The sequence below is a fragment of the Treponema ruminis genome, assembly GCF_014201975.1.
GTDB lineage: Bacteria > Spirochaetota > Spirochaetia > Treponematales > Treponemataceae > Treponema_D > Treponema_D ruminis.
The window spans coordinates 153,619-176,410 of the sequence record NZ_JACHFQ010000006.1 but is presented as its reverse complement, the minus strand read 5'-3'; the positions used below and the strand labels follow the sequence as shown (position 1 = coordinate 176,410).

25 protein-coding genes are annotated in these 22,792 nt (G+C 41.2%); 19 read left to right on the top strand and 6 right to left on the bottom strand.

The window, feature by feature from the left end; translation table 11 throughout:
- Window position 1: 1 nt before the first annotated feature.
- Window positions 2–640, bottom strand: a complete 639-nt coding sequence (locus HNP76_RS10540; RefSeq protein ID WP_184660269.1) for a CatB-related O-acetyltransferase — start codon at window positions 638–640, stop codon at window positions 2–4.
- 92 nt (window positions 641–732) lie between these two features.
- On the opposite strand from HNP76_RS10540, the gene HNP76_RS10535 reads away from it, so the two are divergent.
- The 3 genes from HNP76_RS10535 (at window position 733) to HNP76_RS10520 (ending at window position 2,553) form a co-directional block, all read left to right on the top strand.
- On the top strand, window positions 733–1,134 hold the full coding sequence (locus HNP76_RS10535; protein WP_184660267.1) for a ferritin family protein: 402 nt from the start codon (window positions 733–735) through the stop codon (window positions 1,132–1,134).
- Window positions 1,135–1,137: 3 nt separating this feature from the next.
- Window positions 1,138–1,677 carry a GNAT family N-acetyltransferase gene (locus HNP76_RS10530; RefSeq protein ID WP_184660266.1) on the top strand — a complete coding sequence of 180 codons (540 nt, stop codon included), beginning with the start codon at window positions 1,138–1,140 and terminating at the stop codon, window positions 1,675–1,677.
- Window positions 1,678–2,190: 513 nt separating this feature from the next.
- Complete coding sequence (locus tag HNP76_RS10520; RefSeq protein ID WP_184660264.1) at window positions 2,191–2,553, top strand: NifB/NifX family molybdenum-iron cluster-binding protein; 363 nt, start codon at window positions 2,191–2,193, stop codon at window positions 2,551–2,553.
- Between the two features lie 84 nt (window positions 2,554–2,637).
- Here HNP76_RS10520 and HNP76_RS10515 read toward each other — a convergent pair whose 3' ends face one another.
- Entirely contained in the window at window positions 2,638–4,617 is a 1,980-nt protein-coding gene (locus tag HNP76_RS10515) for a Na/Pi symporter (RefSeq protein ID WP_184660262.1), read from the bottom strand.
- A gap of 181 nt (window positions 4,618–4,798) precedes the next feature.
- Between HNP76_RS10515 and HNP76_RS10510 the strand changes: the two genes are divergently transcribed.
- From HNP76_RS10510 to HNP76_RS10475, 8 genes are all read left to right on the top strand, one after another.
- Window positions 4,799–5,173, top strand: a complete 375-nt coding sequence (locus tag HNP76_RS10510) for a RidA family protein (RefSeq protein WP_184660260.1) — start codon at window positions 4,799–4,801, stop codon at window positions 5,171–5,173.
- A gap of 39 nt (window positions 5,174–5,212) precedes the next feature.
- A complete protein-coding gene (locus tag HNP76_RS10505) occupies window positions 5,213–6,280 on the top strand; it encodes an MBL fold metallo-hydrolase (RefSeq protein WP_184660258.1) in 1,068 nt (355 codons plus the stop codon).
- A gap of 150 nt (window positions 6,281–6,430) precedes the next feature.
- Window positions 6,431–6,673, top strand: a complete 243-nt coding sequence (locus HNP76_RS10500; protein ID WP_184660256.1) for a hypothetical protein — start codon at window positions 6,431–6,433, stop codon at window positions 6,671–6,673.
- A gap of 346 nt (window positions 6,674–7,019) precedes the next feature.
- The gene (locus HNP76_RS10495; RefSeq protein ID WP_184660254.1) at window positions 7,020–7,667 is read left to right on the top strand and encodes a GNAT family N-acetyltransferase; all 648 of its coding nucleotides are present in this window, start codon (window positions 7,020–7,022) and stop codon (window positions 7,665–7,667) included.
- A 217-nt stretch (window positions 7,668–7,884) separates the two neighbouring features.
- Entirely contained in the window at window positions 7,885–8,946 is a 1,062-nt protein-coding gene (locus HNP76_RS10490; protein ID WP_184660252.1) for a DUF4236 domain-containing protein, read from the top strand.
- Entirely contained in the window at window positions 8,943–9,740 is a 798-nt protein-coding gene (locus HNP76_RS10485) for an ion transporter (protein ID WP_184660250.1), read from the top strand. Before HNP76_RS10490 ends, HNP76_RS10485 begins: the two co-directional genes overlap by 4 nt.
- A 109-nt stretch (window positions 9,741–9,849) precedes the next feature.
- On the top strand, window positions 9,850–10,209 hold the full coding sequence (locus tag HNP76_RS10480; RefSeq protein WP_184660248.1) for a type II toxin-antitoxin system RelE/ParE family toxin: 360 nt from the start codon (window positions 9,850–9,852) through the stop codon (window positions 10,207–10,209).
- Window positions 10,199–10,486, top strand: a complete 288-nt coding sequence (locus tag HNP76_RS10475; protein ID WP_184660246.1) for a helix-turn-helix domain-containing protein — start codon at window positions 10,199–10,201, stop codon at window positions 10,484–10,486. Before HNP76_RS10480 ends, HNP76_RS10475 begins: the two co-directional genes overlap by 11 nt.
- A gap of 53 nt (window positions 10,487–10,539) precedes the next feature.
- On the opposite strand, the gene HNP76_RS10470 is transcribed toward HNP76_RS10475, so the two are convergent.
- The gene (locus HNP76_RS10470) at window positions 10,540–11,016 is read right to left on the bottom strand and encodes a DUF2798 domain-containing protein (protein WP_184660244.1); all 477 of its coding nucleotides are present in this window, start codon (window positions 11,014–11,016) and stop codon (window positions 10,540–10,542) included.
- Between the two features lie 255 nt (window positions 11,017–11,271).
- On the opposite strand from HNP76_RS10470, the gene HNP76_RS10465 reads away from it, so the two are divergent.
- The 6 genes from HNP76_RS10465 (at window position 11,272) to HNP76_RS10440 (ending at window position 17,961) form a co-directional block, all read left to right on the top strand.
- Window positions 11,272–11,574 carry a Dabb family protein gene (locus tag HNP76_RS10465; protein WP_184660242.1) on the top strand — a complete coding sequence of 101 codons (303 nt, stop codon included), beginning with the start codon at window positions 11,272–11,274 and terminating at the stop codon, window positions 11,572–11,574.
- A gap of 63 nt (window positions 11,575–11,637) precedes the next feature.
- On the top strand, window positions 11,638–13,302 hold the full coding sequence (locus HNP76_RS10460) for a two-component system response regulator (RefSeq protein WP_184660240.1): 1,665 nt from the start codon (window positions 11,638–11,640) through the stop codon (window positions 13,300–13,302).
- Window positions 13,299–13,634 (top strand): Hpt domain-containing protein, encoded by a 336-nt coding sequence (locus HNP76_RS10455; RefSeq protein ID WP_184660238.1) that lies wholly within the window; start codon window positions 13,299–13,301, stop codon window positions 13,632–13,634. Before HNP76_RS10460 ends, HNP76_RS10455 begins: the two co-directional genes overlap by 4 nt.
- Before the next feature lie 3 nt (window positions 13,635–13,637).
- A complete protein-coding gene (locus HNP76_RS10450) occupies window positions 13,638–15,821 on the top strand; it encodes an ATP-binding protein (RefSeq protein ID WP_184660235.1) in 2,184 nt (727 codons plus the stop codon).
- Window positions 15,822–15,844: 23 nt separating this feature from the next.
- Window positions 15,845–17,131 (top strand): ABC transporter substrate-binding protein, encoded by a 1,287-nt coding sequence (locus HNP76_RS10445; protein WP_184660233.1) that lies wholly within the window; start codon window positions 15,845–15,847, stop codon window positions 17,129–17,131.
- Window positions 17,132–17,208: 77 nt separating this feature from the next.
- The gene (locus tag HNP76_RS10440; RefSeq protein ID WP_184660231.1) at window positions 17,209–17,961 is read left to right on the top strand and encodes a class I SAM-dependent methyltransferase; all 753 of its coding nucleotides are present in this window, start codon (window positions 17,209–17,211) and stop codon (window positions 17,959–17,961) included.
- Window positions 17,962–17,970: 9 nt separating this feature from the next.
- On the opposite strand, the gene HNP76_RS10435 is transcribed toward HNP76_RS10440, so the two are convergent.
- Window positions 17,971–18,384: a hypothetical protein gene (locus HNP76_RS10435; protein WP_184660228.1), complete on the bottom strand. Its 414-nt coding sequence runs from the start codon at window positions 18,382–18,384 to the stop codon at window positions 17,971–17,973.
- A 149-nt stretch (window positions 18,385–18,533) separates the two neighbouring features.
- Between HNP76_RS10435 and HNP76_RS10430 the strand changes: the two genes are divergently transcribed.
- Window positions 18,534–19,091, top strand: coding sequence for a 2'-5' RNA ligase family protein (locus HNP76_RS10430; protein WP_184660227.1), 558 nt, complete (start codon window positions 18,534–18,536; stop codon window positions 19,089–19,091).
- A 7-nt stretch (window positions 19,092–19,098) separates the two neighbouring features.
- On the opposite strand, the gene HNP76_RS10425 is transcribed toward HNP76_RS10430, so the two are convergent.
- Together HNP76_RS10425 and HNP76_RS10420 are read right to left on the bottom strand one after the other, a co-directional pair.
- The gene (locus HNP76_RS10425; protein WP_246462727.1) at window positions 19,099–19,356 is read right to left on the bottom strand and encodes a flavodoxin family protein; all 258 of its coding nucleotides are present in this window, start codon (window positions 19,354–19,356) and stop codon (window positions 19,099–19,101) included.
- Between the two features lie 41 nt (window positions 19,357–19,397).
- Window positions 19,398–21,488, bottom strand: coding sequence for a methyl-accepting chemotaxis protein (locus HNP76_RS10420; protein WP_184660225.1), 2,091 nt, complete (start codon window positions 21,486–21,488; stop codon window positions 19,398–19,400).
- Between the two features lie 375 nt (window positions 21,489–21,863).
- Here HNP76_RS10420 and HNP76_RS10415 point away from each other — a divergent pair, with 375 nt between their 5' ends.
- Window positions 21,864–22,715 (top strand): MBL fold metallo-hydrolase, encoded by an 852-nt coding sequence (locus HNP76_RS10415; RefSeq protein ID WP_206173275.1) that lies wholly within the window; start codon window positions 21,864–21,866, stop codon window positions 22,713–22,715.
- The last annotated feature ends 77 nt before the right edge of the window (window positions 22,716–22,792 follow it).

Below are 22,792 nucleotides of genomic sequence, written 5' to 3'. Positions count from 1 at the left end.
CCTACTTCCTTTTCTTCAGCTCTCGTCTCACCATTTCCAAATCACTACTTGTCAGAATTGGAATCAGCTTATTGATTTCCTCAATTGACTTATCCCACCAGCAGAACTTTTCAAGAAGTTCTATCATTTTGTCATCAAAACGTTTTTTTATTGTGCGGCAAGGATTTCCGACATTGATTGTGTATGGCGCAATGTTACTTGCCACTACGGCATTCGCTCCGATTATGACACCGTCGCCAATATGAACGCCCGGCATGATTACGGCATTCTGCCCAATCCAAACATCGTTACCGATGACAGTATCTCCCTTGAGCGGCAAATCTTTTTTCAACGGGGCATCCATGTCCCAGCCCTCCAGCGTGTAGAAAGGAAAAGTTGAAACTGCATTCATCTGATGATTCGCTCCATTCATAACGAATTCCACACCCGCTGCAATCTGACAAAACTTCCCGATAATCAGCTTGTCACCGTTCCATTCATAAAGATGAATCACATGACTTTCAAAATCGGAATCTGCAATATAAGTAAAATCACCAACGATAATGTTTGGATTCTTAAGAGTGGGTTTTACATAAATCTCTTTGTCATAACCAGCTATAGGATGAATTGTCATTGGATTTGGAATCTTGCCGTCTTTCATTCTGAAACCTCAATTCAATTATAGAAGAAAAGCCTACTCAAAGCACTGAATAAATCTCAGATTAGTGCTAAAATGCTCACATAGGAACTTTTATGGAAATCAGCAAAAAAGATATGAATGTCCTGCTCAAAGCCCAGCAGGGAGAACTGGATGCCGTACTCATGTACAACGCTCTGGCCAAAGTTGCAAAGGACCAAAAGGATAAAGACACCTTCCGTCAACTTGCAAAGGAAGAAGGCCACCACGCCTCAGTTTTTCATAAATTGACTCAAACAGAACTTACTCCAAAGCACACAAAAGAACTCCTCCTTCCAATTCTTTATAAGATTTTTCCAAGATGGATTTTATATTCTGCAATCGCACAAGGCGAATATGATGCCGTAAAAACTTATGCTCCAGTAGCCGAAAAGTTCCCGGAAGTTGAAAGCGTAAAGAATGACGAAAAACGTCACGGAGATACGGTAAAAGGATTATTAGACAAAGAACAGGACTAGAACATGGTAGAACTTCGCCCTCTTGAAGCCTCTGACAAAGAGCAGTTTATAAAAGATAATCAGGAAGCCTTTAACTACGGCGCGCTAGAAGAATTCGGAATGCGCGATAATCATTTTGAAGAAGACGAGCAGATTATCTCCAGAGAAACAATAGAAAACTCAATTGCAGAGGGCGAAGCCTACCGCATAGTTGTTGACGGTAAAAATGCAGGCGGCCTTGTTCTCAGAGCAGAAGGAACAAAGGGTGATTTAGACCTACTCTTTGTTTCTCCAAAAGCCCACAGTAAAGGCATCGGCTACGCTGCCTGGTGCGAAGTTGAAAAGCTTCACCCGGAAGTAACTCTCTGGGAAACCGTCACTCCGTATTTTGAAAAACGCAACATCCACTTCTACGTAAACCGCTGCGGCTTTCACATCGTGGAGTTTTTTAACAGCCATCACCCGGACCCAAACGACCCGGACAGCAGTGCAACTTTAGACGAGCAGGACGGACAGTTCCCAGAAGGCATGTTCAGATTTGAGAAGCGAATCGAAAATCAGTAACAGTTAAATCTTCTCAAATGCAAGGCGGGGATAATTATCCTCTTCAACATAAATTGTTCCGCAGTGATTGAATCTAAGCTTCTTCAAAAGATTCTGCATGACTATATTGTCGCCATGGGTGTCTATGCGAAGATTGCCGCATTTTTCAAATGCCCAGTTAATGCAGAAGGCGCCTATACCTTTTTCTGAACCATCACCTGCAACCCGATGGACAACGCCATAAGTATCACTGCCAGTCCATGCACCTTCGGAAATATTTCTGTAAGTTGGTTCAATATTCTTTCCCTGGATGAAATAAAAAACTCCGATAACTTTTTCAAAATCATTAAGGCAGACATACGAATTGCCCTCTTTTATATCATTGTGAATCAGTTCCTCTGGAGGCCAGTTTGTCGGCCCCCACTGATTCGGGTTTCCATGTGTTTCTTATTATATCAGATATTTCCGCTCAAAACTTTGCATATTAGCAGATTTTTTTGTATATTTAATTAAATAAGATTAGCGAGGTATCATATGAAAATTGCAGTAACTTACGAAAAAGAAACAGGAAATGTTTTCCAGCATTTTGGAAAAACTCAGTATTTTAAGATTTATCAGATTGAAAATGGAAAGATTCTTTCATCAGAAGTAATTGATAACGGCGGAAACGGACATCACGCTCTTCCTCCATATCTTAAGAGTCTTGGAGTAGAAACTTTGATTCTTGGAAACCGCGGACAGGGTGCAATTGATGCTATTGCAGCTGCCGGCTTAAAAGAACTTCCTGGAATCACTGGCTCTGCCGATGAAGCCGCAGCTCTTTTTGCAAAGGGTGAACTTAAGCCTAACTTTGCAGCTAAGTGTGACCATCACGGAGAGCATCACCACCACGACTGACATAAATCTTTTCTGCTACTAATCGTAGCATTATGGAAGAACTATATCCAATACAGCGAATAATTATTCAACAAGCATTCAACCTCACCCGTTGATTCTGTATCCTATTCCGCGCACGGTTTCAATCAGCTTTTGATTATTCAATTTCTGCCGCAAAAGCCTGATGTGAACATCCAGCGTTCTTGTCTCGATTTCCTTTTCATAATTCCATACGGATTCAAGCAGTTTTTCCCTGGGAACAATTTCCCCTTTCTTTTCCATAAGGAGCAGGAGCAAATCATATTCTTTTGCCGCCAGCTGAACTTCATTTCCAGAGACAAAGACTTTTCTGGTTTTTGTATTGATTATTAAATTCTGCGCGCTAATCAGGTTGCTTTCAGAGCCGTCAGTTAAAACTGGGTCAATCAAACTCGGCTGGATTGCCCGGATTACACCAAACACACAGTCGCCGGCTTTTTCAATTTTTCGGACAAGATCCATGTAGTTAAGCTCTGCCTTAACGTTGCTGCCGTTTTCAATCCTCTTCCGGCTAATCTTTTTGAGTTCTTTTTTAGTTTTATCAATCTGATCTTCAACATCAGAAAGCAAAACTTTGTCAATTTCAGAAAGTCCAAAAACAATGTATGTGCAGGCCTGCTCATAAAAAATATGAACCTGTTCAAAATAGGCTGCCAGTTCCCTGCCCTGATTGTCATAGAATGAAGGTGTTTCTTCATTTTTAACCTTGCAGACAGTGTGCATCATGGAACAGCATTCATCACTTAAGTCTTCAAGATTCTGAACGATAGAAATCATACGGGCAAAGTTATTGCGGTCGTTATGATTGGCAGTCGGGAGCCGCGAGCATTTTTGCAGAAATCTTGTGATTTCATGATTCATTTCATCGATATATTCTTCCTGCGCGTTTATTTTTTCAACAAGTTCCGTAAGATTATCGTTTTTCTGACCAAGACTCTCGCCAAGACAATCAAGCATTTCCATTACGCGGGCAGACATCTTCGATATTTCTTTTTGAATCTGAATTGTATACAAATCCGCACTGACATGATTGAGTGGCAGGATAACAGTCATTTTGTAATGTGCATCAAGTTCCTTCTGACTTTCCGGCACAAGCTTCTTTGCAAGCTTAGCAATCTGGTTTACAAAAGGCAGGAAAATCAAGGTAGCAGATATATTGAAAACTGTATGAAGCATTGCAATGTGATTCGTGATGTTTTCGACAGGAGCTTTCGGAACGATATAATCTATAAGTTCCAGAAAAGGATGGAAAAAGAGCAGCGCAAGAAGTGTTCCGAAAACATTAAATCCAACATGCACGGCTGCGGTCCGCTTTGCATTTACGCTTGCTCCAAATGCGGACATAACCGCATCAACCGTAGAACCGATATTGCTTCCCAAAACCATGGCGGCTCCTGTCTCCCACGGAAGGCTGCCGTTTGCCGACATGGTTAAAACAATTGCGGTCGTAGCAGATGAAGAATGAATCAAGGCAGTAAAGGCAATGCCGATTATTACGCCGATGAAAATTCCCATCGCCCCGAGATTCTTAAAATTCTGCAAAAACGCAACGGATTCAGGCTGTAAATTAATGGAAGATTTTAGAAGCCCCAGTCCCATAAAAAGCAGGGCAAAACCCATGAAGCAGTCAGAAAAATTATGAATCTTGAACTTCTTAAAGTATTTGAGGATAAAACCAAAGCCGAAAAGCGGAATGGCAGCCGCTTCAATACTGAATGAAAATCCAAACAGCGAAACAATCCAGGCAGTAACAGTAGTTCCAATATTGGCACCGAAAATAATTCCGATTGCCTGTGTCAGCGTGATGATTTCGGCATTTACAAAGCAGACGGTCATTACGGTTGTCGCTCCGGAAGACTGAATGATTGCCGTAACAGCAATTCCCGTTAAAACCGCCGTAAACCTGTTTCCTGAAATCTTGTGCAGCAAAGACTGAAGGCTGTTCCCCGCTCCTTTCTGGATTCCGTTTGAAAGCATTTCCATTCCAAAAAGCAGCAGACAGAGAGACCCGACAAACCCAAATAACTGACCGATTACATTTAACATATGCTTAACTATAACCTTGAAGAAAAGAAAAAAGAAGTTTATTTATGTTAATTATTTGTAAATTTGGCAGCCTTAGGAATTGCAGAGATTGCTTCACAGATGCAAAAATCTTTTCATTGACTATAGCTCTCCGGCTTGCTATCATATTCCTACTCTATATATAGGTAAAAAAGGAGCTCATATGAAAACTATCGAAACAAAATCAGCACCGGCTGCAATCGGACCATATTCTCAGGGCATTCTTGCAAACGGTTTTCTTTATACTTCCGGACAAATTCCGCTCAATCCTGAAAGCGGGGCAATCGAAGGATCTGGCATCGAGGCTCAGGCTGAACAGGCAATTAAAAACCTCGGCGAAATCCTTAAAGCTGCTGGTAGTGACTTTTCTAAAGTCGTAAAGACCACTTGCTTCCTCGCCCACATTTCTGATTTTGCTGCTTTCAATGCGGTTTACGAAAAATACTTCGTTTCAAAGCCTGCCCGCAGCTGTTTTGAGGTTGCAGCCCTGCCAAAAGGTGCGCTTGTTGAAATCGAAGCCGTAGCCCTTGTAGAATAAGTCATCTTTTCAAAAAGCGGCGATTTATAAGGAGACTCTATGAAAAATCTGCTTTCTCTCACTCTTTTAATGGGGGCATTAATCATGACAGGCTGTTCGTCGGCGGATTTCAGGGAAGAGTATAAATCGCGCGCAGGAAATTTTGACGGAAAGAAATTTCACAACGAAAATGACTTCAAGATGATGGTGAAAGTTCCCAAAGATGCGGAAAACGGCGTGCTTTCCAAAAAAGAAACCAGACCAAAGGGAAAAATTCCTGTCGCCAGCCCGGATTTCGCGCAAGTCTCGAACGATGCTTTTTTTACCTGGTTCGGCCATTCAAGCCTCTTAATGCAGATTAATGGGAAAAACATCCTTTTCGACCCGGTTTTTTCAAAAAGAACTTCGCCCGTAAGTTTTGCCGGCCCCAAGCGCTTCAGCGACATTCCCTGCAAGCCGGAAGATTTGCCTGAAATCGACATTCTGATTGTCTCGCACGACCATTACGACCATCTCGACAAGGCAAGCATCAAAAAGCTGGATTCAAAGGTCAAAAAATATGTCGTTCCGCTCGGAGTTGAACGGCGGCTTGTAAAATTCGGTGTCAAAAAAGAAAAAATCACTGACATGGCATGGTGGGAAGAAATCAACTTGGACGGATTTACAATCGCCTGTCTTCCTTCACGACATTTTTCCGGCCGCAAGCTGATTGACAACTTTACGACCCTCTGGGCTTCATGGGCGATTATCAGCGACAACCTCAAGATTTTTGAATGTGCGGACTCAGGCTGGGACTCTCATTTTGAAAGAATTCACGAAAAATACGGAAATTTTGACCTTGCCTTCATGGAGTGCGGTCAATACGACCTTCGCTGGCCTTCAGTCCACATGACGCCGGAACAGTCAGTTGACGCGGCGAAAACTTTGGGCACAAAAAGAGCCTTCCCGATTCACTGGGGCGCATTTGTTCTGGCAAGACATCCCTGGGACGACAGCGTAAGCCGCTTTGTAGGCAAGGCAGAAAGTCTGGGAGAAGATTTTAAAGTCATCACGCCGCTCATCGGGCAGACGGTTTCGCTTTCAAATATCACGGATTTCCAGAACCGCTGGTACGAGGGCGTAGAATAAGCCAGAAGGGCAAGTTAGAGCACCACGACATCAAAGCCCTATTCCCAATCTTATATATTGACTGTGTACTGTATTTTTTCTTTATGTTCCTGACAATGCTGACATGGATGCGTTCTATCGTTGCATATCTGGACGCAAAAGGCCGGCGAAATGAAGGAAAAAGAGATTTATGATCACATCGCAACAAGTCTTGCGGAAGATTATGAGGCAATATATTACATCAATCTGGAAAACAGAAAATCATTTTCATATAAATACAGGATAATGGTTAACGGAGAGCCAAGGCACTTTCAATTCTCAATGCTGAAAGCCTCTGACAACAAGCACATTATTCTTTGTGAAAAGGATATAGAAGATGAAATCACCGCCGAGAACCTGCAAAGAAATGTATAAAAACAAGCGGAACATTAAAAAAGAAAAAAATCAGCTTGGGTGAAAAGAAGACTGACCAAACTGCTGATTTAAATTTCGTTTCGTGATAAGATAAATTCACAAATTATTTTAAGGAGGCTGGATGCTTACATCTGGCAAAACTTGGTTCATTGTTTAAACGCCTTGAAAGATTTGATAAAACATTTAAAAACTTCAGTTTTTAAATGTTTCTCTGAAAATGCGATGTTTTAACTCTTGCAATTTCAAGAGTTAAAACTCGTCAGGAACTTCTTGAAGTTCCTAAAATCTTTTGGGCGGTCTTTCAAGGTGTTGTTTTAGCTCATAAAACATATTCTTGGAGATAAACATGAACTCAAATTTTACAATCCGCGTGGAAGAGCCGCGCGACTACAGAACAGTTGAAAATCTTACCAGAGATTCTTTCTGGAACGTTTACAGACCTGGCTGCACAGAGCATTATGTTCTGCACTGCTACCGAAGCAACCCCGATTTTATTCCCGAACTTTCACTAGTAATGGAAAAGGACGGACAGATTATCGGTCATGTGATGTTTTCAAAAGCAGAGTTGAGCATTGAGGAAAGCGGAAAGCCGACTGGCGAAAAGCTTCCAATCTGGACATTCGGCCCAATCAGCATTCATCCCGATTTCAAGCGGCAGGGCTACGGCCTCAAGCTTTTGAACTTCGCGCTTGAAAAAGCTAAAGCCTTGGGTTTTGGTTTTATCTGCATGGAAGGCAACATCAATTTTTACCGCCATGCCGGATTCGACCTTGCAAGTAAGCTGCACATCCATTATCACGCAGAGCCAAAGAATTCAGAAGTCCCCTATTTTCTGGCACAAGAACTGATTCCTGGCTACCTGAATGGAATTGAAGCGACCTACACACCCCCAAAAGGCTATTTCGTCGCCGAAGAAAATCCGGATGCCTTTGCTCAGTACGAATCAGCCTTCCCGTTTAAGGAAAAACTGGTTCTCCCTGGTCAGTTAGGTTAACCTTTCTTTCATAAGGGCGTCCCCAGCCGCCTTTCAGGCGGCTGGTCGGGCTTTCCGCACTTCCGTGCCTACGCACTCCATTCCTCCGCTTCGCTCCGGAACTGCTTCATCGCAGGTGCTACAATCCCTAACGCGGAGACAGTTCTTTTTTTCTTATTGAAGAAGCTCCAAAATATGATAAAATATATAAACACTTATTAAGTATTAGGAGCGCTATATGGGCTTTTATATTAGAAAAAGTATGAAAGTTGGTCCTTTTAGATTTAATCTATCAAAATCAGGAGTAGGTGTTTCTGCTGGTGTAAAAGGTTTTAGGCTTGGAAAAGGTCCTAGAGGTAATTATATTCATGCTGGAATGAAAGGTTTCTATTATCAAAAAACAATCAATAATAGCAAAAATAAACTACCTGATAATAACAATAATACAAATGACAAACCTGTTGTTGAAAATCCTATCACCGAGTATGATTTTAAAGAGATTGAAAGTGGTAATGTTGCTTTCATGGTTGATAATGATTTTAATGATATATTAACTGAATTAAATAAAAAATCTAAAATAATTTCATTCGTTCCTATTGCTATCATTATTTCAGTGGCATTAGCCTATTTCATTGATTCAATTCTCATATATAGCGCAGCTATTTTAATTCCAATCGCTGTATTAATTAATAAACGATTAAAAACAACTTATATTATTTATGATATTGATGATGACAAAGAAACAGAACTTCAAGGATTTTATGATGTATTGAATAATTTGAATAACTCAAAAAAACTTTGGCACATTACATCTGCGGCAAAATTAACATCCATGCATGATAGAAAAAGAAATTCTGGTGCTAGTAATTTAATAAAAAGAGAACCTATATCTATAAAATATAAAATACCTAAGTATGTGAAAACAAATATAAAAGTACCTAGTATACCTGTCGGCAAACAAATTTTATATTTCTTCCCAGAACGTCTGCTCATAAAGGATGGAAAAAAATTCGGAACTGTTAATTATTCTGATTTAAAAATAGACTATGATAATTCAAATTTTATTGAAACAGAAAAAATTCCAAAAGATGCTGAAATTATAGGTTATAGATGGTTATATGTTAATAAAAATGGGATGCCGGATAAAAGATTTAAGGATAACAAGCAAATACCGCTTTTGAATTATTCAGAGATTCTTTTTAAAAGCGATACAGGATTAAATGAAATGATTATGGCTTCTAAACCAAATATTGGAAAAGAAATATCAGATGTAATAAAAATGTTGGCGGAACAAAAATGACATTAAAACAAAGAATTTTCGATATAATTCAAGTTGCAGAACCAGATGATAAAATTAGTAAAATTTTTGATATTGCTCTTATCAGTCTTATACTACTAAATGTTTGCGTTGTAATCGCTGATACTTTTGATGTAAGTGAAAAGACAAAAATAGTTTTCAATTTCATAGAGTATGTTTCTGTTATTATTTTTACTTTTGAATATATATTAAGGGTATGGACTGCGGATTTATTATATCCAAATAAGAGGAAAGTGATAGCAAAAATCAAATATATTTTTTCTTTTTTAGCGATTATCGATTTACTTGCCATCATGCCGTTTTATTTGCCATTTATCATATCAATCGACTTGCGCATTTTAAGGATGCTAAGAATTATTCGGTTATTTAGAATTTTTAAGATTAATAGGTATACAGATGCATTAACAAAGATTTTCACTGTTTTTAAAATAAAAAAACATGAATTATTATCTTCTATTTTTGTCGTTCTTTTACTTATGATTGTTGCTGCTGTATTAATGTTTAATATTGAAAATTCAGCGCAGCCTCAAGTATTTAAAAATGCATTTGATGCATTATGGTGGGCGTTAGCTACTTTAACAACTGTCGGTTATGGTGATATTTATCCAATCACAACTCTTGGAAAAATTCTAAGTGCTATAATCGCACTTTTAGGAATTGGACTTGTAGCAGTACCGACCGGTATTATTTCTGCAGGTTTTGTAGAATCAATCACAAATGAAAAAGAGGAAAAACATTTTAAATATTGCCCCTATTGTGGTGAAAAATTAGATTAAGATATATATACTTCTGTTTTGCAAATATCAGAACTTAAATAAAAAATCAATCTGCATCCTACATACAATAAATTTGACAGAATGTTCGCATATATGCTAACATTTGATTATGTACAGGAAAGTTACATTCTATAAAACTCTTGATGGAAAATGCCCCGTTGCAGAGTTTATAGATTCCCAACCAGCAAAAGTTGCACAGAAAATTGCATGGGTTCTTAAAGCAGTTCAGGAGCTTGAAAAGATTCCAAAAACTTATTTTAAGAAGATAACAGATACGGATATCTACGAAGTCAGAATCGAGATTAGTGGAAACATCTATCGACTTTTGGGATTTTTCCATAACGGAAACCTCGTAATTCTTACAAATGGTTTTCAAAAGAAAACTCAGAAAACACCTACGAATGAAATCGAAATCTGTAAGGAACGCATGAAGGAATACTTAACTAGAGGTAACAAAAATGAGAAATGAAACTTTTGATTTAGATGACTATATTACTCAGCGAAAAGAAAAAGATTCCGACTTTGCAGCTGGATTTGACACTGGATATGAAGAATTCAAAATCGGAACGATGATAAAAGAACTGCGTCTTGAAAATGGCATGACACAGGAACAACTTGCTGAAAAACTTGATACAAAGAAAAGTGTAATTTCCAGAATGGAAAATCATTCAGAAGATATAAGACTTTCAACATTGCAAAAAGTCGCCGCTGTATTCGGAAAACAACTTAGACTTGCAATGTTATAATCCCCCCTCTTAAACGGCAGACAGGCTTACCCGCCCACCGTTTAAGAGCTTGGTTATCCTCTCTCACCCTTTGCTTTCATCATCGCCCCAAAAATACCCCGCACAACCGGACCTGCGACAAGCAGCTGCCAGAAAGCGGCCATCGGATAATTGAAAACTGTTGTCTGAAGCCAGATGGAAATCATTTCTTTCTGAAAACCGCCCTTGAAAAGAATTGTTGCGGCAAGACTCATAAGCGGGCACATCAGCCAAACAGAGCAGATTGAGATTGAAAGGATGATAAACACCGGATTCGCCTCTCCCAGATTGAACTTTGAAAAAGTGATTTTCTTGGCAATCGGTCCGACAATCAAAAAATCAAGCACAAAAGCTACCGGCATCATAATTGGAAGTTCATGGAAGGCAAGCAGAAAAACAGAATTAGAAAGTCCTCCCATCGCAAGTGCAATGTTGTAGCAAATCATTGCACAAACCATAACAAATACCATCAGAATGGTAAAAAGAATTTCCTGTCCCAAAGATTTTGGCATGTGAAACTCCAGAATGTAAATGTGATTGCATTAAGACTACGCGAAGACCTCGCGCATGAGCATAGAAAGGTGCGGAACTGCAAGGAGCGGTTCGCTCTTAATAAGATTAGGCAATCTTTGAAAAGTGTATGATTATTCAGAAGTGAATAACCTGAATGTTTCGTATCATATCAGATATAAAAATTTTGTGTAATACCCTGTGCTAATGTTCTTTATCGAAAATTCGTGCTAAAATATTAAAAATCAGGAGCACAAATGGTAAAGCACATAATCTTATGGACATTGAAAGAAATGAGCGATTCTGAAAAAGAATCGGTAAAAGCCGGAATCAAGGAAGGACTCGAGGGCCTCAAGGGCAAAATTCCGGGTCTTGTAGAAATCAAGGTAATCACAAGCGGCCGCCTCGCCTCTTCAAACGCTGACTTGATGCTGGACTCAACTTTCGAATCCGAAGAAGCACTCAAAGGCTATGCAAAACACCCGGATCATGTGGCTGTAGCAGACGGAAAAGTCCGCCCCTTCACAGTAAGCCGCTCATGCCTTGACTTCGAAATATAATTTTTTTCAGTTTAAATCAATATTTTTCTCGCCAACTCGTCTAAGTCGATATATAATAGTCGTATGGATGATTTATTTGAACGAACGATTCTTATTGTAGACGACGAAGCTGTAAACCGCGAGATTCTCGGCAACATAATTCTGTCTGAGTATAAGGTCATATACGCAGAAAACGGAAAAGATGCCCTGGAAAAAATTCATTCAAATGCCTCTTCAATTTCTCTTGTCCTGCTGGATTTGCTCATGCCGGTTATGGACGGAAATGAAGTTCTAAAGTCAATGAACGAAGAAGGGATTATTAGCGACATTCCTGTAATCGTTTTGACTGCTGATAAATCCAGCGAAATCCAAAGCCTTAGGTTAGGTGCCGCAGACTTTCTTACCAAGCCTTACGATTCTCCGGAAGTAATTCTTGCCCGAGTCCGCCATTCAATTCAGCTGTTTGAAAATTCAAAAATCATTCATGCGACTGAATTTGATAAGCTGACCCGCCTTTACAGTCCAGACTTTTTCTTTGAATACGCTTCCCAGTTCGACCAGCGTTTCCCGGACAAGGTCATGGATGCTCTCGCCTTGAATTTTACCCGCTTCCATCTTTTGAATCAGCTTAAGGGGCGTTCTTTTGGAGACGAGATTTTAAAGCAAATAGCCGACGGAATCCGAAAAGCCCTTCTTAAAACCGGTGGAATCGCAGGCCAAAACGAAGCCGACTCTTTTTATCTTTATGTTCCACATCAGGACGACTACGGAATTATCCTTCAGAAAATAAATGAATCACTTTCTTCTATTTTAAAACCTTCGGAAATAAGATTGCGGCTTGGCGTTTATTCTGATTCTGACCGCAGGTTCCCTATGATTCAGCGCTTTGACCACGCGGTTCAGGCATGTAATTCCCTTCGAGGCAAAACTTCCGCCACCAGCGATATCTGTGTTTATGACGACAAAATGGCGGAAAAAGAAGTTTTTGATGCACATCTTTTACAGGATTTTGAGGCCGCCATCGAACAGAAGCAGTTCAAGGTAAACTATCAGCCAAAATTCAACATCAAAGGGGACAAGCCTGTTTTGTGCAGTGCCGAAGCCCTTGTAAGCTGGATTCACCCGGAGCTTGGCCGTGTACGCCCGGATCTTTTCATTCCGCTGTTTGAAGAGAACGGACTTGTAACAAAGCTCGACCGCTATGTCTGGGAAGAAAGCGCAAGGCAAATCCGCCGCTGGAAAGACGAGCTTGGAGTTACGATTCCGGTTTCCGTAAACGTTTCGCGCGTAGACATTGCCGCTCCTGACATGACTGATTTCATCACAAAAATCGTAAAGGAAAACGGTCTTGCTACATCAGAATACATGCTGGAAATTACTGAATCAGCCTACACTTCTGATCAAAAGCACATCATCGAAGTCGTGGAAAATCTCCGCTCGCTGGGTCATAAAGTCGAAATGGACGACTTTGGTTCGGGCTATTCTTCCCTCAACATGCTCACTTCCATGCCGATTGACGTCCTCAAAATGGACAAGGCCTTTATCCGAAACATTCAGCCGGGCAATAAAGAAATGAAGCTGGTTGAGCTGGTTCTTGATATTGCAAAAAATCTTGGAGTGCCGGTCGTTGCGGAGGGCGTTGAAACAGACGAAGAGTACAAAATGCTCAAAGCTGCCGGCTGCGACATAATTCAGGGCTATTATTTTTCAAAGCCGATTCCGCCGTCAGAATTTTCGAGGTTTGTATGATTACAATAGAAGAATTAAAGAAAAATGGCGCGGACCTTGAAACAGGACTTTCCCGCTGTCTTGGAAAAGAAGATTTATATCTCAAACTCGTAAAGATGGGTCTTGGGGATGCGAAATTTGAAGAGCTAGGAGATGCCCTGAGTGCCAATGACTTACAGAAAGCCTTCGAGCTTTGTCACGCCCTCAAAGGTGTAATCGGGAATCTTGCCCTCACGCCTTTATTTGAAGCCCTCTCGTCGCTGACGGAAAAACTTCGCAACAAGGAAGAAGCTGATTATCCTGCCATGTATTCAGAAATTCTTGAAATCCGCTCAAAACTTTCGGGTAGTTAGCCTATGAAAAAAGGTCTGATAATCATCACCAACTTCCTGATTGTAATTTTTTCGATTTTCTTTGTAGTGCTCTACGCCAGAAAACAGAGTGCCTCAATGAAAGCCTACAACACCGAGAACTTTATGACCATGTCGATTGGTATGGAGCAGGTGACAACAAATTATATGGAAGGAGAACAGAGACTTTGCGATTCATGGGCAGCCTGTATAAACAGCCGCAAAATGAACATGACCGAAGCCATGTCCTACCTCAAAGTCGCCCAGCGAATTCAGAATGTTTCCGCCCACATCATCAGGCTCGATTCTTTTACCGGCTATTCCAACAAGCCCAAAATCGACAATCCCAATGAATTCACGGTCTCTTATCAGGAAATAGACATTTTTTCTTCACTGAATGAACTTCTCGGCCAGCAGGATCAGGTTCGCGTTACCCGCTCCTACACAAATCCCATGAACGGCATTCAGTCCATCGCCTTTTGTGACCTTCTGGAACTGCGGGTTGATGAATCAGAAAGCGGCAATAGAAACACGGCCGCAAGCGAAACAAGCACAAGCAAAAGCAAGTCCTCAAAATTTGAAAAAGCCGTCCTCATGCGAGTAATTCCAGTTGAAATGCTTGCAAGCAAATGGGTCTTTCCTTCCGAAAAATACAGCGACGCCCAGATTTCAATGATTGATTCCGAGGGAAACTATATACTGAAGGGAAAATCATTTAAAAACTCGAACTTCTTTGAATTCTATAAGTCCTATAATCAGATTAATAAGGAAGCCTTTGAAAATCTCAGGTCGAAAATCCATGAAACCGGAATGTTTACGATGCAGAACTCAAAAAAGATAAACTGTCTCATAGTTCATATCCCGGTAAACACTTCTTTTGACTGGACCCTTCTCACCTACATTCCGATGGAAGACATCACGAAGAATAATATTGACTGGCCTCTGGTTATCGTGGTTTCCGTCTCCCTCATAATTCTTCTTATCTTCGATATTCTTGTCATCATGCGGTTCAACCTGAATCTTGCCGCCGCCGCAAAGGAAGCAGACCTTGCAAACAAGGCAAAAACCGTTTTCCTTTCAACAATGTCTCACGATATCCGCACCCCGATGAATGCGATAATCGGACTTACAACGATTGCAGAAAAAAAAGTCAGCGATGCAGAAGCCGTTTCGGATTATCTTCACAAAATCAAACTCGCAAGCAATCACCTTCTCACGCTCATAAATGACATTCTGGACATCTCAAAAGTTGAGCACGGAAACATTTCTCTTTCACCAGTGCGATTTTCGATTCTTGACCTGGCAGAAAATCTTGAAAACATGGCCCTTCCTATGGTTCGGCAGAAAAACATTGTTTTCATCTTCCAGAAAAACAACATCACCCAAAAATATCTATTTGCGGACCAGCTTCGTATAAATCAGATTTTTATAAACATCCTTTCCAATGCAATCAAATACACTCCAGACAACAAAGAGGTCTTCGTTGAACTGAGCGAAGAACCCTGCGACAAAGAAAAGTTCATAAAGCTTGTCTATAAGGTTTCGGATAAGGGAATCGGAATGCCGGAAAGTTTTATGGAAATTATGTATGAGCCTTTCATGCGCCAGACGGACAGCCGGATTAATACGATTCAGGGAACAGGACTTGGACTTGCCATCACAAAAAAGATGGTTGACATGATGGGCGGTAAAATTGAATGCCAGAGCAAGGAAGGAGAAGGAACGACCTTTACGGTAACGCTTGAACTTGAAGTTTCTGAAAGTGAAAGGAACGCCGCGACTCAGGAAGAAAACGATGCTGATTTAACTGATGTGAAGGTTCTTGTCGTCGAGGACATGGATGTAAACTGGGAAATTATTTCTACCCTTCTTGAAATGTACGGAATTAAATGCTCTCGTGCTGAAAACGGAAAGGTCGCCGTCGATACCCTTCGTGACATGAAGCCCGGTCAATTTGATGTCGTTTTTATGGATATTCAGATGCCGGTCATGAACGGACTTGAAGCAAGCCGCCAAATCAGAAAGCTGGAAAATCCCCATGCGGCAGGGATTCCGATTATTGCAATGACAGCCGATGCCTTTTCTGAAAATGTAGCGGAATGTTTTGCAGCCGGAATGAACGGACACATCGCAAAGCCGATTGACATCAACAATGTCGTCCGGGAACTGAGAAAAATCCGCCAGTCATAAAGAATTTTTAGAGGGAGAGAATTATGAAAAAGAAGATGAGATTGATAAAAAAGTGCGCCATATTGATTTTATGCGCGCTTGTGATTCTTGAACTTGCTTCCTGCAATAAACAGAAAAAAGAAAAAGCCTTTGTTCCCCGGCTCGATACTCAGACAAAGTGCAAAATTGAAATTGCCGGCCGCTACCAGAATTTTGAAGCCCTTGAAGCCGAGTTTGACCGCTTTAATGAATTTTACCCCAATGTCGAGCTCGCCTACACCTATCTGGATAATTACAAAAAGTCAATTTCCACGGCACTGGCAAGTCAGAACGCCCCTGATATATTCACGACTTTTCCCTGGATGCTGGACAAGACAAATTACAATCCCCTTCTTGAAAATGCCGAAAACTTAGCCGACTCAAAAAGCACAGGATTTGAACTGTCAGCGGTAAATCAAAAGCTTCTCTTTCCCATGGCAGACGGCTCGATTCCAATGGTGCCGGTCTTGTGCGCCGCAAACGGAATGCTTGTAAACGAAGACCTTTTCAAAAAAGAAAAAATCCAGATTCCGCAAACCTGGTCTCAGCTGATTGAAGCCTGCCAGAAATTTAAGGACGCAGGCTACAAAAGCCCGATTCTTTCAGAAAATTCCGCAGTTTCAATCATGTCTTCACTGATTTATCCATACTTCACAAAAGAAGTCATGAACAAGCCCGAGGCAATTTCAAAGCTGAACAAACTTGAACCCGAAGCCGGGGGGTACATGCGGACAACCCTGGAATGGGTCCAAGAGTTTAAGAAATACGACTTTATGGATTTGGAAGAGTGCAGCAAGATTAAAGACAATTATTCAGCAGTAATCATGCGATTTTTTGAAGGTGACATCCCTATGATGCTTGCCTCCGCCGATGTAGTTTCCGGCACAAAAAAACGCGAGTCCCTGTCAGAAGCCTTTACCAAAAATCCCTTCAAATACAGTTTTTACTCCGTGCCCGTTATGGAAAAAGGCGGTGCCGTCCTTCAGGTACCGTCCGTAGAATTTTCCGTAAACAAAAACGGCAAGAACCTTGAAATGACAAATGAGTTCATGCGCTTCCTGCTCCGAACAGAAGAACTGAACAATCTTGCTAAAATCAAACGCCTCATAACCTGCTCAACAGTCTATTCCTTCGACGATGTATACGCCCCCCTCGAAAACGCCGAACACCTTTATCAGATGGAAATCGGCATATTGGACAACACTTATTCCCAGCTCAGAAAGGCCGCCTATCAGGTGCTTTTGGGAAAGCAGAGTGTAGACGAAGCAATCGCCTGGTACGGGAAGTATTAATTTTTCATTGACGATTGGACAGTCAGCGGAATAAAATAAATTCCAGGGCAGTAAAAGTATAAAAAAGGAGGCTGACCATGCTGAAGACGGATTACGCTAAGGTTTCAAAAGTGTATGACAAAAACAAGGGCAGGATAGACTTTCCCAGGGATGAAGAAATTGAGAAACTTTTGGAAACAAAGGAAAGTATTACTGTTTTGGACCTGGCATGTGGAACCGGAAATTATTTATTGGGTCAGCAGCAGCATTATGAAGGCAAAAATATAAGATGGATTGGAATCGATTTGTCCCCGGAAATGCTGGATATTGCAAAAAGTAAAAATCTTTCAGCCGAATTCATAAACGCAAATGCAGAATCTTTCAATCTGGAAGAAGAATCCGTAGATTTAATCGTCTGTAATTTTGCATTTCACCATTTTGAAAACAAGCAGAAGTGTCTGGAAAAGATTTATGCGACTCTAAAAAAGGGCGGAGTCTTAAGATTCAGAAATGTTGAGCCGGAATGCATGAAGGAATGGTGGGTTTATAAATACTGCCCGGAAACGTTTTTTGAAGATAAGTTTCGTTTCTGGCCAAAGGATTTGATGATATACGAACTGAAGAAAAATCATTTTGCAAATATATCTGCCAAACTGGAATATTATGAAAAATACAAACCGATAAATGAGCTTGTAGAAAATTACAAAAGAAGGGATTCGTCACAGCTGGCAATGATAGACGACGAATCCTACAACAAAGGTCTGCAGCGGGTAATACAGGAAGTCAGTCAAGGCGAGACCGAATACAAGGATGTTGTCGCCTTGCTGGAAATACGCTGTGAGAAGAGGTAGCAGTCCTTTCTAATCATCAAGCTCGAAATAATCCATCTTCTTCCTGTCCGTGCGCTTTTTCGCTGGCTTGCCTCCGGAGTTTTTTTGCCGTAAATCGCCGCTGGTCATAACCGTGATGGATTTTTCGCTGGACTGGCGGCGCTTTCTTGCATCACCTTCCAGAATTTTACAAGCATCTTCCTTTTTTATGAGGATATCATTTGCACTGTTAAGGTGAAGCGCGAACGTCAGCGAGGAATTTTCCGCAAGATATTCAATGCATGGCTCCAAATCCTTCAGGCAGATTCCGGCCTTGTTCTTTCCCTGGATTTTTGCGTTTTCACGAATCTTTTTGGCAAGAACAGCTTCCGTAATCAGGGATTTTTCTTTCATCTGCTCAAGCGCTTTGACTATTTCTTTTTGAATCGGTGTTAAATCGCTCATTCTTATAATCCTTTTATTTTACTTTCCTACAATCATCTGCCTTGCAAACAATTCAGCATAGCAAAATCCTCAAGTTACTACACTTTGCCGATTTTTCGTACTTTTGCCAATATGTAGAACAATCAATTCAAATCATCTAAAATCAAAATATGAGTTTCACCCCCACCCTAACCACATACGCCATTTCTCTTCATTTTCCGCCGGAGGTGAATGAAATCATCACTTCGGCCGTAAAATCAATTTCTGAGCTGACTGGCAACACGTTCATTCTCGAAAAGAAGATTCCTCCACATGTGACAATTGGTGCTTTTCATGCGGCTAAGAAAGATGAGGCAAAACTGATTCAGATGGTTGAGGATTTTTCAAAAAATCAGGCGGCGGGGCTTGTTCAATTCTCAGGAATCGGGGACTTCAACAAAAAGGTTCTGTTCTTGAAGCCCGAAAAAAACGAATTCCTCTCAAAGATTAATTCCGAGCTTCACGCGATTCTTCTTCCGCAATTTGAAAAAGCTGAAAACGGCTACTATCTGCCGGAAATATGGTTCCCCCACACTACCCTTGCCACAAGACTGAATCAGAGCCACTTTTCCAAGGCTCAGGAAATTGCTAAGCAAATCCCGCTGCCACTAGAAGCGGTCGTCAGTGAAATTGCAGTCTATCAGTGTTCGCCGTTTGCAGAGTTAAAAAGATTTCATTTCTCCCAGTAAATCAGAATTACTTATACGAAGCGGCAAATTCTGCGGCGGCGCGGAGATCTTCGTTGTCCGGCTTGCCAACCTTATCTTTTGAAAGAGAAGCTATGAATGTGCGGACTTCCGGGTCGATGGTAAATGCATAGTATGAGTTTCCGAGGAAGAGGATGTCCACCGGCTCTGTTATCGGAGATGTGAGCGGCAGGGCCTCTACTCCAAGTTCCTTTGCCATGGCTTCTGCAAGGCGCTTTGTGTTTCCTGTACTATGTTTTAAACGCAAAAAAGGGAGGGTTTCCCCTCCCCCATAATTTGGAAGCTGACTTATGCTACTGTGAAGACGTCGATTTTTTCGCCGATTGCAAGGATTGAATCGTTAACGCTGATTGATGTTGTGCGGAGTGATTCTCCGGCTTCCTGGATTCGGTCTGTTCCGATTGAAACTTCTTCCATGTTTGAACTGATGTTGTGTGTACTCTGCTGCAGGGTCTTGATTTCGTTGAGGATCAAAGTATTTCCTTCAGTCATTTCCTTTGAAGCGTTTCTTACTTCGCTTGTGCTGTCGTTCATGTATTTGAGGGCTTCGCTGATCTGTTTTGAGCCTTCGTTCTGCTCGTTCATAGCGATCTTAATCTGATATACGAGTGAGTCTGTGTCCTTGATTCTGTTGCTTACAGACATAAGGGCTGCGCTTGTATCGCCAGATGCCGCAACAACTTCCTTGATTGATTCCTGGATTTTTGCCAGCTGTTCGCCGATTGTTCGTGACTGGGCAGAAGATGTCTCTGAGAGTTTTCGGATTTCACCAGATACAACTGCAAAACCTTTTCCTGCTTCACCTGCGTGAGCGGCTTCGATTGCAGCGTTCATTGCAAGAAGGTTTGTTTCTTCTGCGATGTTTGAAATGATTTTGTTTGCTTCCTGGAGCATCTGTGACTGAATTTCGATTACGCGGATTCGCTCGTTAACGTCCTTCTGTTTTGAAGTACCGCGCTCTGCGTCAAGCTGAAGGTCTTTGAAAGAAAGTGCGAGCATGTCCATAGATTTGTTGACGGCTGCGATGTTTCCGATCATCTCTTCTACTGCTGCTGAAGCTTCTGCAACGCCTGATGACTGGTTTTCGATCATAGATTCAAGTGTTGTGATGCTTGTAGAAATCTGCTGAACTGCACCTACAGTCTGTGAAACGCTTGATGTCTGGTTGAAAATCTGCTGTTTGATTGAGTCGATGCTTGATGCAATCTGTGTAATTGCGCTTGCTGTGTTTTCTGTGCTGCCGTTCATGATGTCGCCGGAACTTCTGAGGTTGTCCCTTGCGCGCTTAACGTCAGAAATAGTCTTGTTGATTTCATTTGAGAATGAATTGAATTCCCTTACGAGAAGACCAAGTTCGTCTTTAGAGTCTGATTCGATTCGGTCAGTCAAGTCACCCTTTGCCATTTTTCCGAAAGAAAGCTGGAGCGCATACATCGGACGAAGAATTTTTCTGATAAAGATTGTTGCCAGAACAAATACAATCATTACGATTACGGCAAGAATCGGAATAAGAATTGAAAGGGCTTTTTTCTGAATTGCAGTGATGATTGAAATATCGTCTGCAACGAAAATCATACCCTTAAACTCGCCGTGCAAGCCCTTCAATGGAGCGTAAGCTGCGAGATATTTTTTCTGATAAATTGTTGTGTCGCCATAGTAATTTTTCTTAAGATCGATAACCTGCTTGCGGATTGCCGGATTCTGAAGGTGGGTTCCAGTCAAAGCTCTTCCGCTTGTATCTGAAAGTGTTGTGTTTACGCGGAGGTCATTTTCAAAAATAGTACATTCTGAGCCATAGCGGTGTTTAATGGAATTTGCCATTGATCTTGCAACAAGGTCGTAACCTGCGACAAGAGCACCGATTACGCGTCCATATTCAGGTTCAGTAACAGGACAAGCTGCCATGATAGAGAAGTTTTTTGTGTTTGCAGGAGTTTCGTAGTTAACTGATGTGTTTCCATTGAGTGCGCTGCTGATAATTGAAAGAGAACCGAGGTTGCTGTCTGCATGATTTGTATTTCCGCCTACAATAACATTGCCGCGCATGTCTACCAAAGAAAGATAGTCAAAATCGAAGTTTTTGATTTCAAATTTAAGGACGCTTGCGATTTCTGAATAATCGTCTAATTCTGCGCTCTGTCTTAAAGTTCCGTTATTTGCAACAGTGTGAGCTGCGGCCTTCAAAAACGTTTCCATCTGAGCAATTTCTGAATTCCATCCGGCGATTGTGTTTTTCAAGCCATTTTGTGTAGAAGTTCTGATGGCCTTTGAGAAAAGAAACATTGCAACTGAAAGTGTCGTGACTGAACAAAGAAGAATTGAAAGGGCCAGTGCAATCCTGATTTTGCGTCTTAATGGGAATTTCACATTCGACTTCATAATGATAAAAGCTCCTATTGAATCATGGATTTTTGTAAGTTGTTGGAGTATAATGAATTACAATCGAAGAAATCTTAATTTCAACTGACATTAATCTTTATGATTTGGAGAAAAAAAAGAGTTTTTAAAATTACCAAATGTCGGAAATAGTGAGAAAAATGGAGATTTTGGAGATATTTGACTTTTTTTTAGAGAAAGATTCTAATACTTTTTACATTTTCTTCTATTATATTGAAGTCATCTCAGTATTTCAAGCCGATTTCTCAGGCAGGACAAAACTTAGCACTATGAGTGGATCAACTTAACTAAAAAAAGCACATGGTGAGATTCTCGGCGACAGGGAAATCACGATTCCACTGATAAAATTTTAAAAATATGGTAAACTATCCTGAAGAAAAAAAGGCTGAGGTAAAAATGAAACTTACAATCGTTGTTGACAATATTTCGGATTCAGGAATCAAGGGTGAATGGGGATTTTCCGGACTAGTAGAATTTAACGGCAAGAAAGTCCTTATTGATGCAGGCTCGTCAAGGCTTTTTCTGCGGAACATGAAGCGCCTCAATCTCGATGTTGGCGAAATCGACTATGCCGTCCTCAGCCACGCTCATTACGACCACGCCAACGGACTTCCCGCCTTTTTAAAGAAAAATCAGAAGGCAAAGCTTTACCTGCGTGAAGGATGCAAGGCTGACTGCTACCACAAAAAACACGGAATCCGCTTTTACATCGGAATTCCAAAATCTCTTCCAAAAAAATATTCAGAGCGGATTGAAAACATTTCAGGCGACTACATGCTGACCGAGGGAGTCTACGTCATTCCCCACAAGACAGAAGGCCTTTCCAGCATCGGCCGGCGCGAAAACATGTACCGCCGCACACCGCTCGGCTGGATTCCCGACGATTTTTCTCATGAACAGTGCGTTGTCTTTGACACGGAAAAAGGCCTCGTAATCATAAGCCCCTGCTCCCACGGCGGAGTTCCGAACATCATCAACGAAGTCAAATCAAGCTTCCCGGGCAAAAAAGTCTACGGAATCATCGGCGGCTTCCATCTCTTCAACAAGCCGGACGAAGAAATCCGCGCGCTCGCAGGTCAGATTCAGGAAACAGGAATCGAATATGTCCTGACCGGTCACTGCACGAAAGACAGGGCATATCACATTTTAAAAGAAGAACTCGGCGATAAAATTCAGCAGATGAAAGCCGGATTCTGCGTTGAGTTTTAATTTTCTGTAAAAAGCTTGCATTTCATCTTGAAAAAATGCATCTTGTCTGAAAAACAATCCCTTTCTCCCCTTCCCGC

Coding starts and splice junctions, on each gene's coding strand:
- HNP76_RS10485 (WP_184660250.1), top strand. CDS start 8,943: ATGACATTAAAACAAAGAATTTTCGATATAATTCAAGTTGCAGAACCA.
- HNP76_RS10530 (WP_184660266.1), top strand. CDS start 1,138: ATGGTAGAACTTCGCCCTCTTGAAGCCTCTGACAAAGAGCAGTTTATA.
- HNP76_RS10475 (WP_184660246.1), top strand. CDS start 10,199: ATGAGAAATGAAACTTTTGATTTAGATGACTATATTACTCAGCGAAAA.
- HNP76_RS10450 (WP_184660235.1), top strand. CDS start 13,638: ATGAAAAAAGGTCTGATAATCATCACCAACTTCCTGATTGTAATTTTT.
- HNP76_RS10515 (WP_184660262.1), bottom strand. CDS start 4,617: ATGTTAAATGTAATCGGTCAGTTATTTGGGTTTGTCGGGTCTCTCTGT.
- HNP76_RS10455 (WP_184660238.1), top strand. CDS start 13,299: ATGATTACAATAGAAGAATTAAAGAAAAATGGCGCGGACCTTGAAACA.
- HNP76_RS10490 (WP_184660252.1), top strand. CDS start 7,885: ATGGGCTTTTATATTAGAAAAAGTATGAAAGTTGGTCCTTTTAGATTT.
- HNP76_RS10445 (WP_184660233.1), top strand. CDS start 15,845: ATGAAAAAGAAGATGAGATTGATAAAAAAGTGCGCCATATTGATTTTA.
- HNP76_RS10415 (WP_206173275.1), top strand. CDS start 21,864: ATGGTAAACTATCCTGAAGAAAAAAAGGCTGAGGTAAAAATGAAACTT.
- HNP76_RS10465 (WP_184660242.1), top strand. CDS start 11,272: ATGGTAAAGCACATAATCTTATGGACATTGAAAGAAATGAGCGATTCT.
- HNP76_RS10420 (WP_184660225.1), bottom strand. CDS start 21,488: ATGAAGTCGAATGTGAAATTCCCATTAAGACGCAAAATCAGGATTGCA.
- HNP76_RS10460 (WP_184660240.1), top strand. CDS start 11,638: ATGGATGATTTATTTGAACGAACGATTCTTATTGTAGACGACGAAGCT.
- HNP76_RS10540 (WP_184660269.1), bottom strand. CDS start 640: ATGAAAGACGGCAAGATTCCAAATCCAATGACAATTCATCCTATAGCT.
- HNP76_RS10535 (WP_184660267.1), top strand. CDS start 733: ATGGAAATCAGCAAAAAAGATATGAATGTCCTGCTCAAAGCCCAGCAG.
- HNP76_RS10435 (WP_184660228.1), bottom strand. CDS start 18,384: ATGAGCGATTTAACACCGATTCAAAAAGAAATAGTCAAAGCGCTTGAG.
- HNP76_RS10430 (WP_184660227.1), top strand. CDS start 18,534: ATGAGTTTCACCCCCACCCTAACCACATACGCCATTTCTCTTCATTTT.
- HNP76_RS10520 (WP_184660264.1), top strand. CDS start 2,191: ATGAAAATTGCAGTAACTTACGAAAAAGAAACAGGAAATGTTTTCCAG.
- HNP76_RS10500 (WP_184660256.1), top strand. CDS start 6,431: ATGAAGGAAAAAGAGATTTATGATCACATCGCAACAAGTCTTGCGGAA.
- HNP76_RS10505 (WP_184660258.1), top strand. CDS start 5,213: ATGAAAAATCTGCTTTCTCTCACTCTTTTAATGGGGGCATTAATCATG.
- HNP76_RS10470 (WP_184660244.1), bottom strand. CDS start 11,016: ATGCCAAAATCTTTGGGACAGGAAATTCTTTTTACCATTCTGATGGTA.
- HNP76_RS10480 (WP_184660248.1), top strand. CDS start 9,850: ATGTACAGGAAAGTTACATTCTATAAAACTCTTGATGGAAAATGCCCC.
- HNP76_RS10495 (WP_184660254.1), top strand. CDS start 7,020: ATGAACTCAAATTTTACAATCCGCGTGGAAGAGCCGCGCGACTACAGA.
- HNP76_RS10440 (WP_184660231.1), top strand. CDS start 17,209: ATGCTGAAGACGGATTACGCTAAGGTTTCAAAAGTGTATGACAAAAAC.
- HNP76_RS10510 (WP_184660260.1), top strand. CDS start 4,799: ATGAAAACTATCGAAACAAAATCAGCACCGGCTGCAATCGGACCATAT.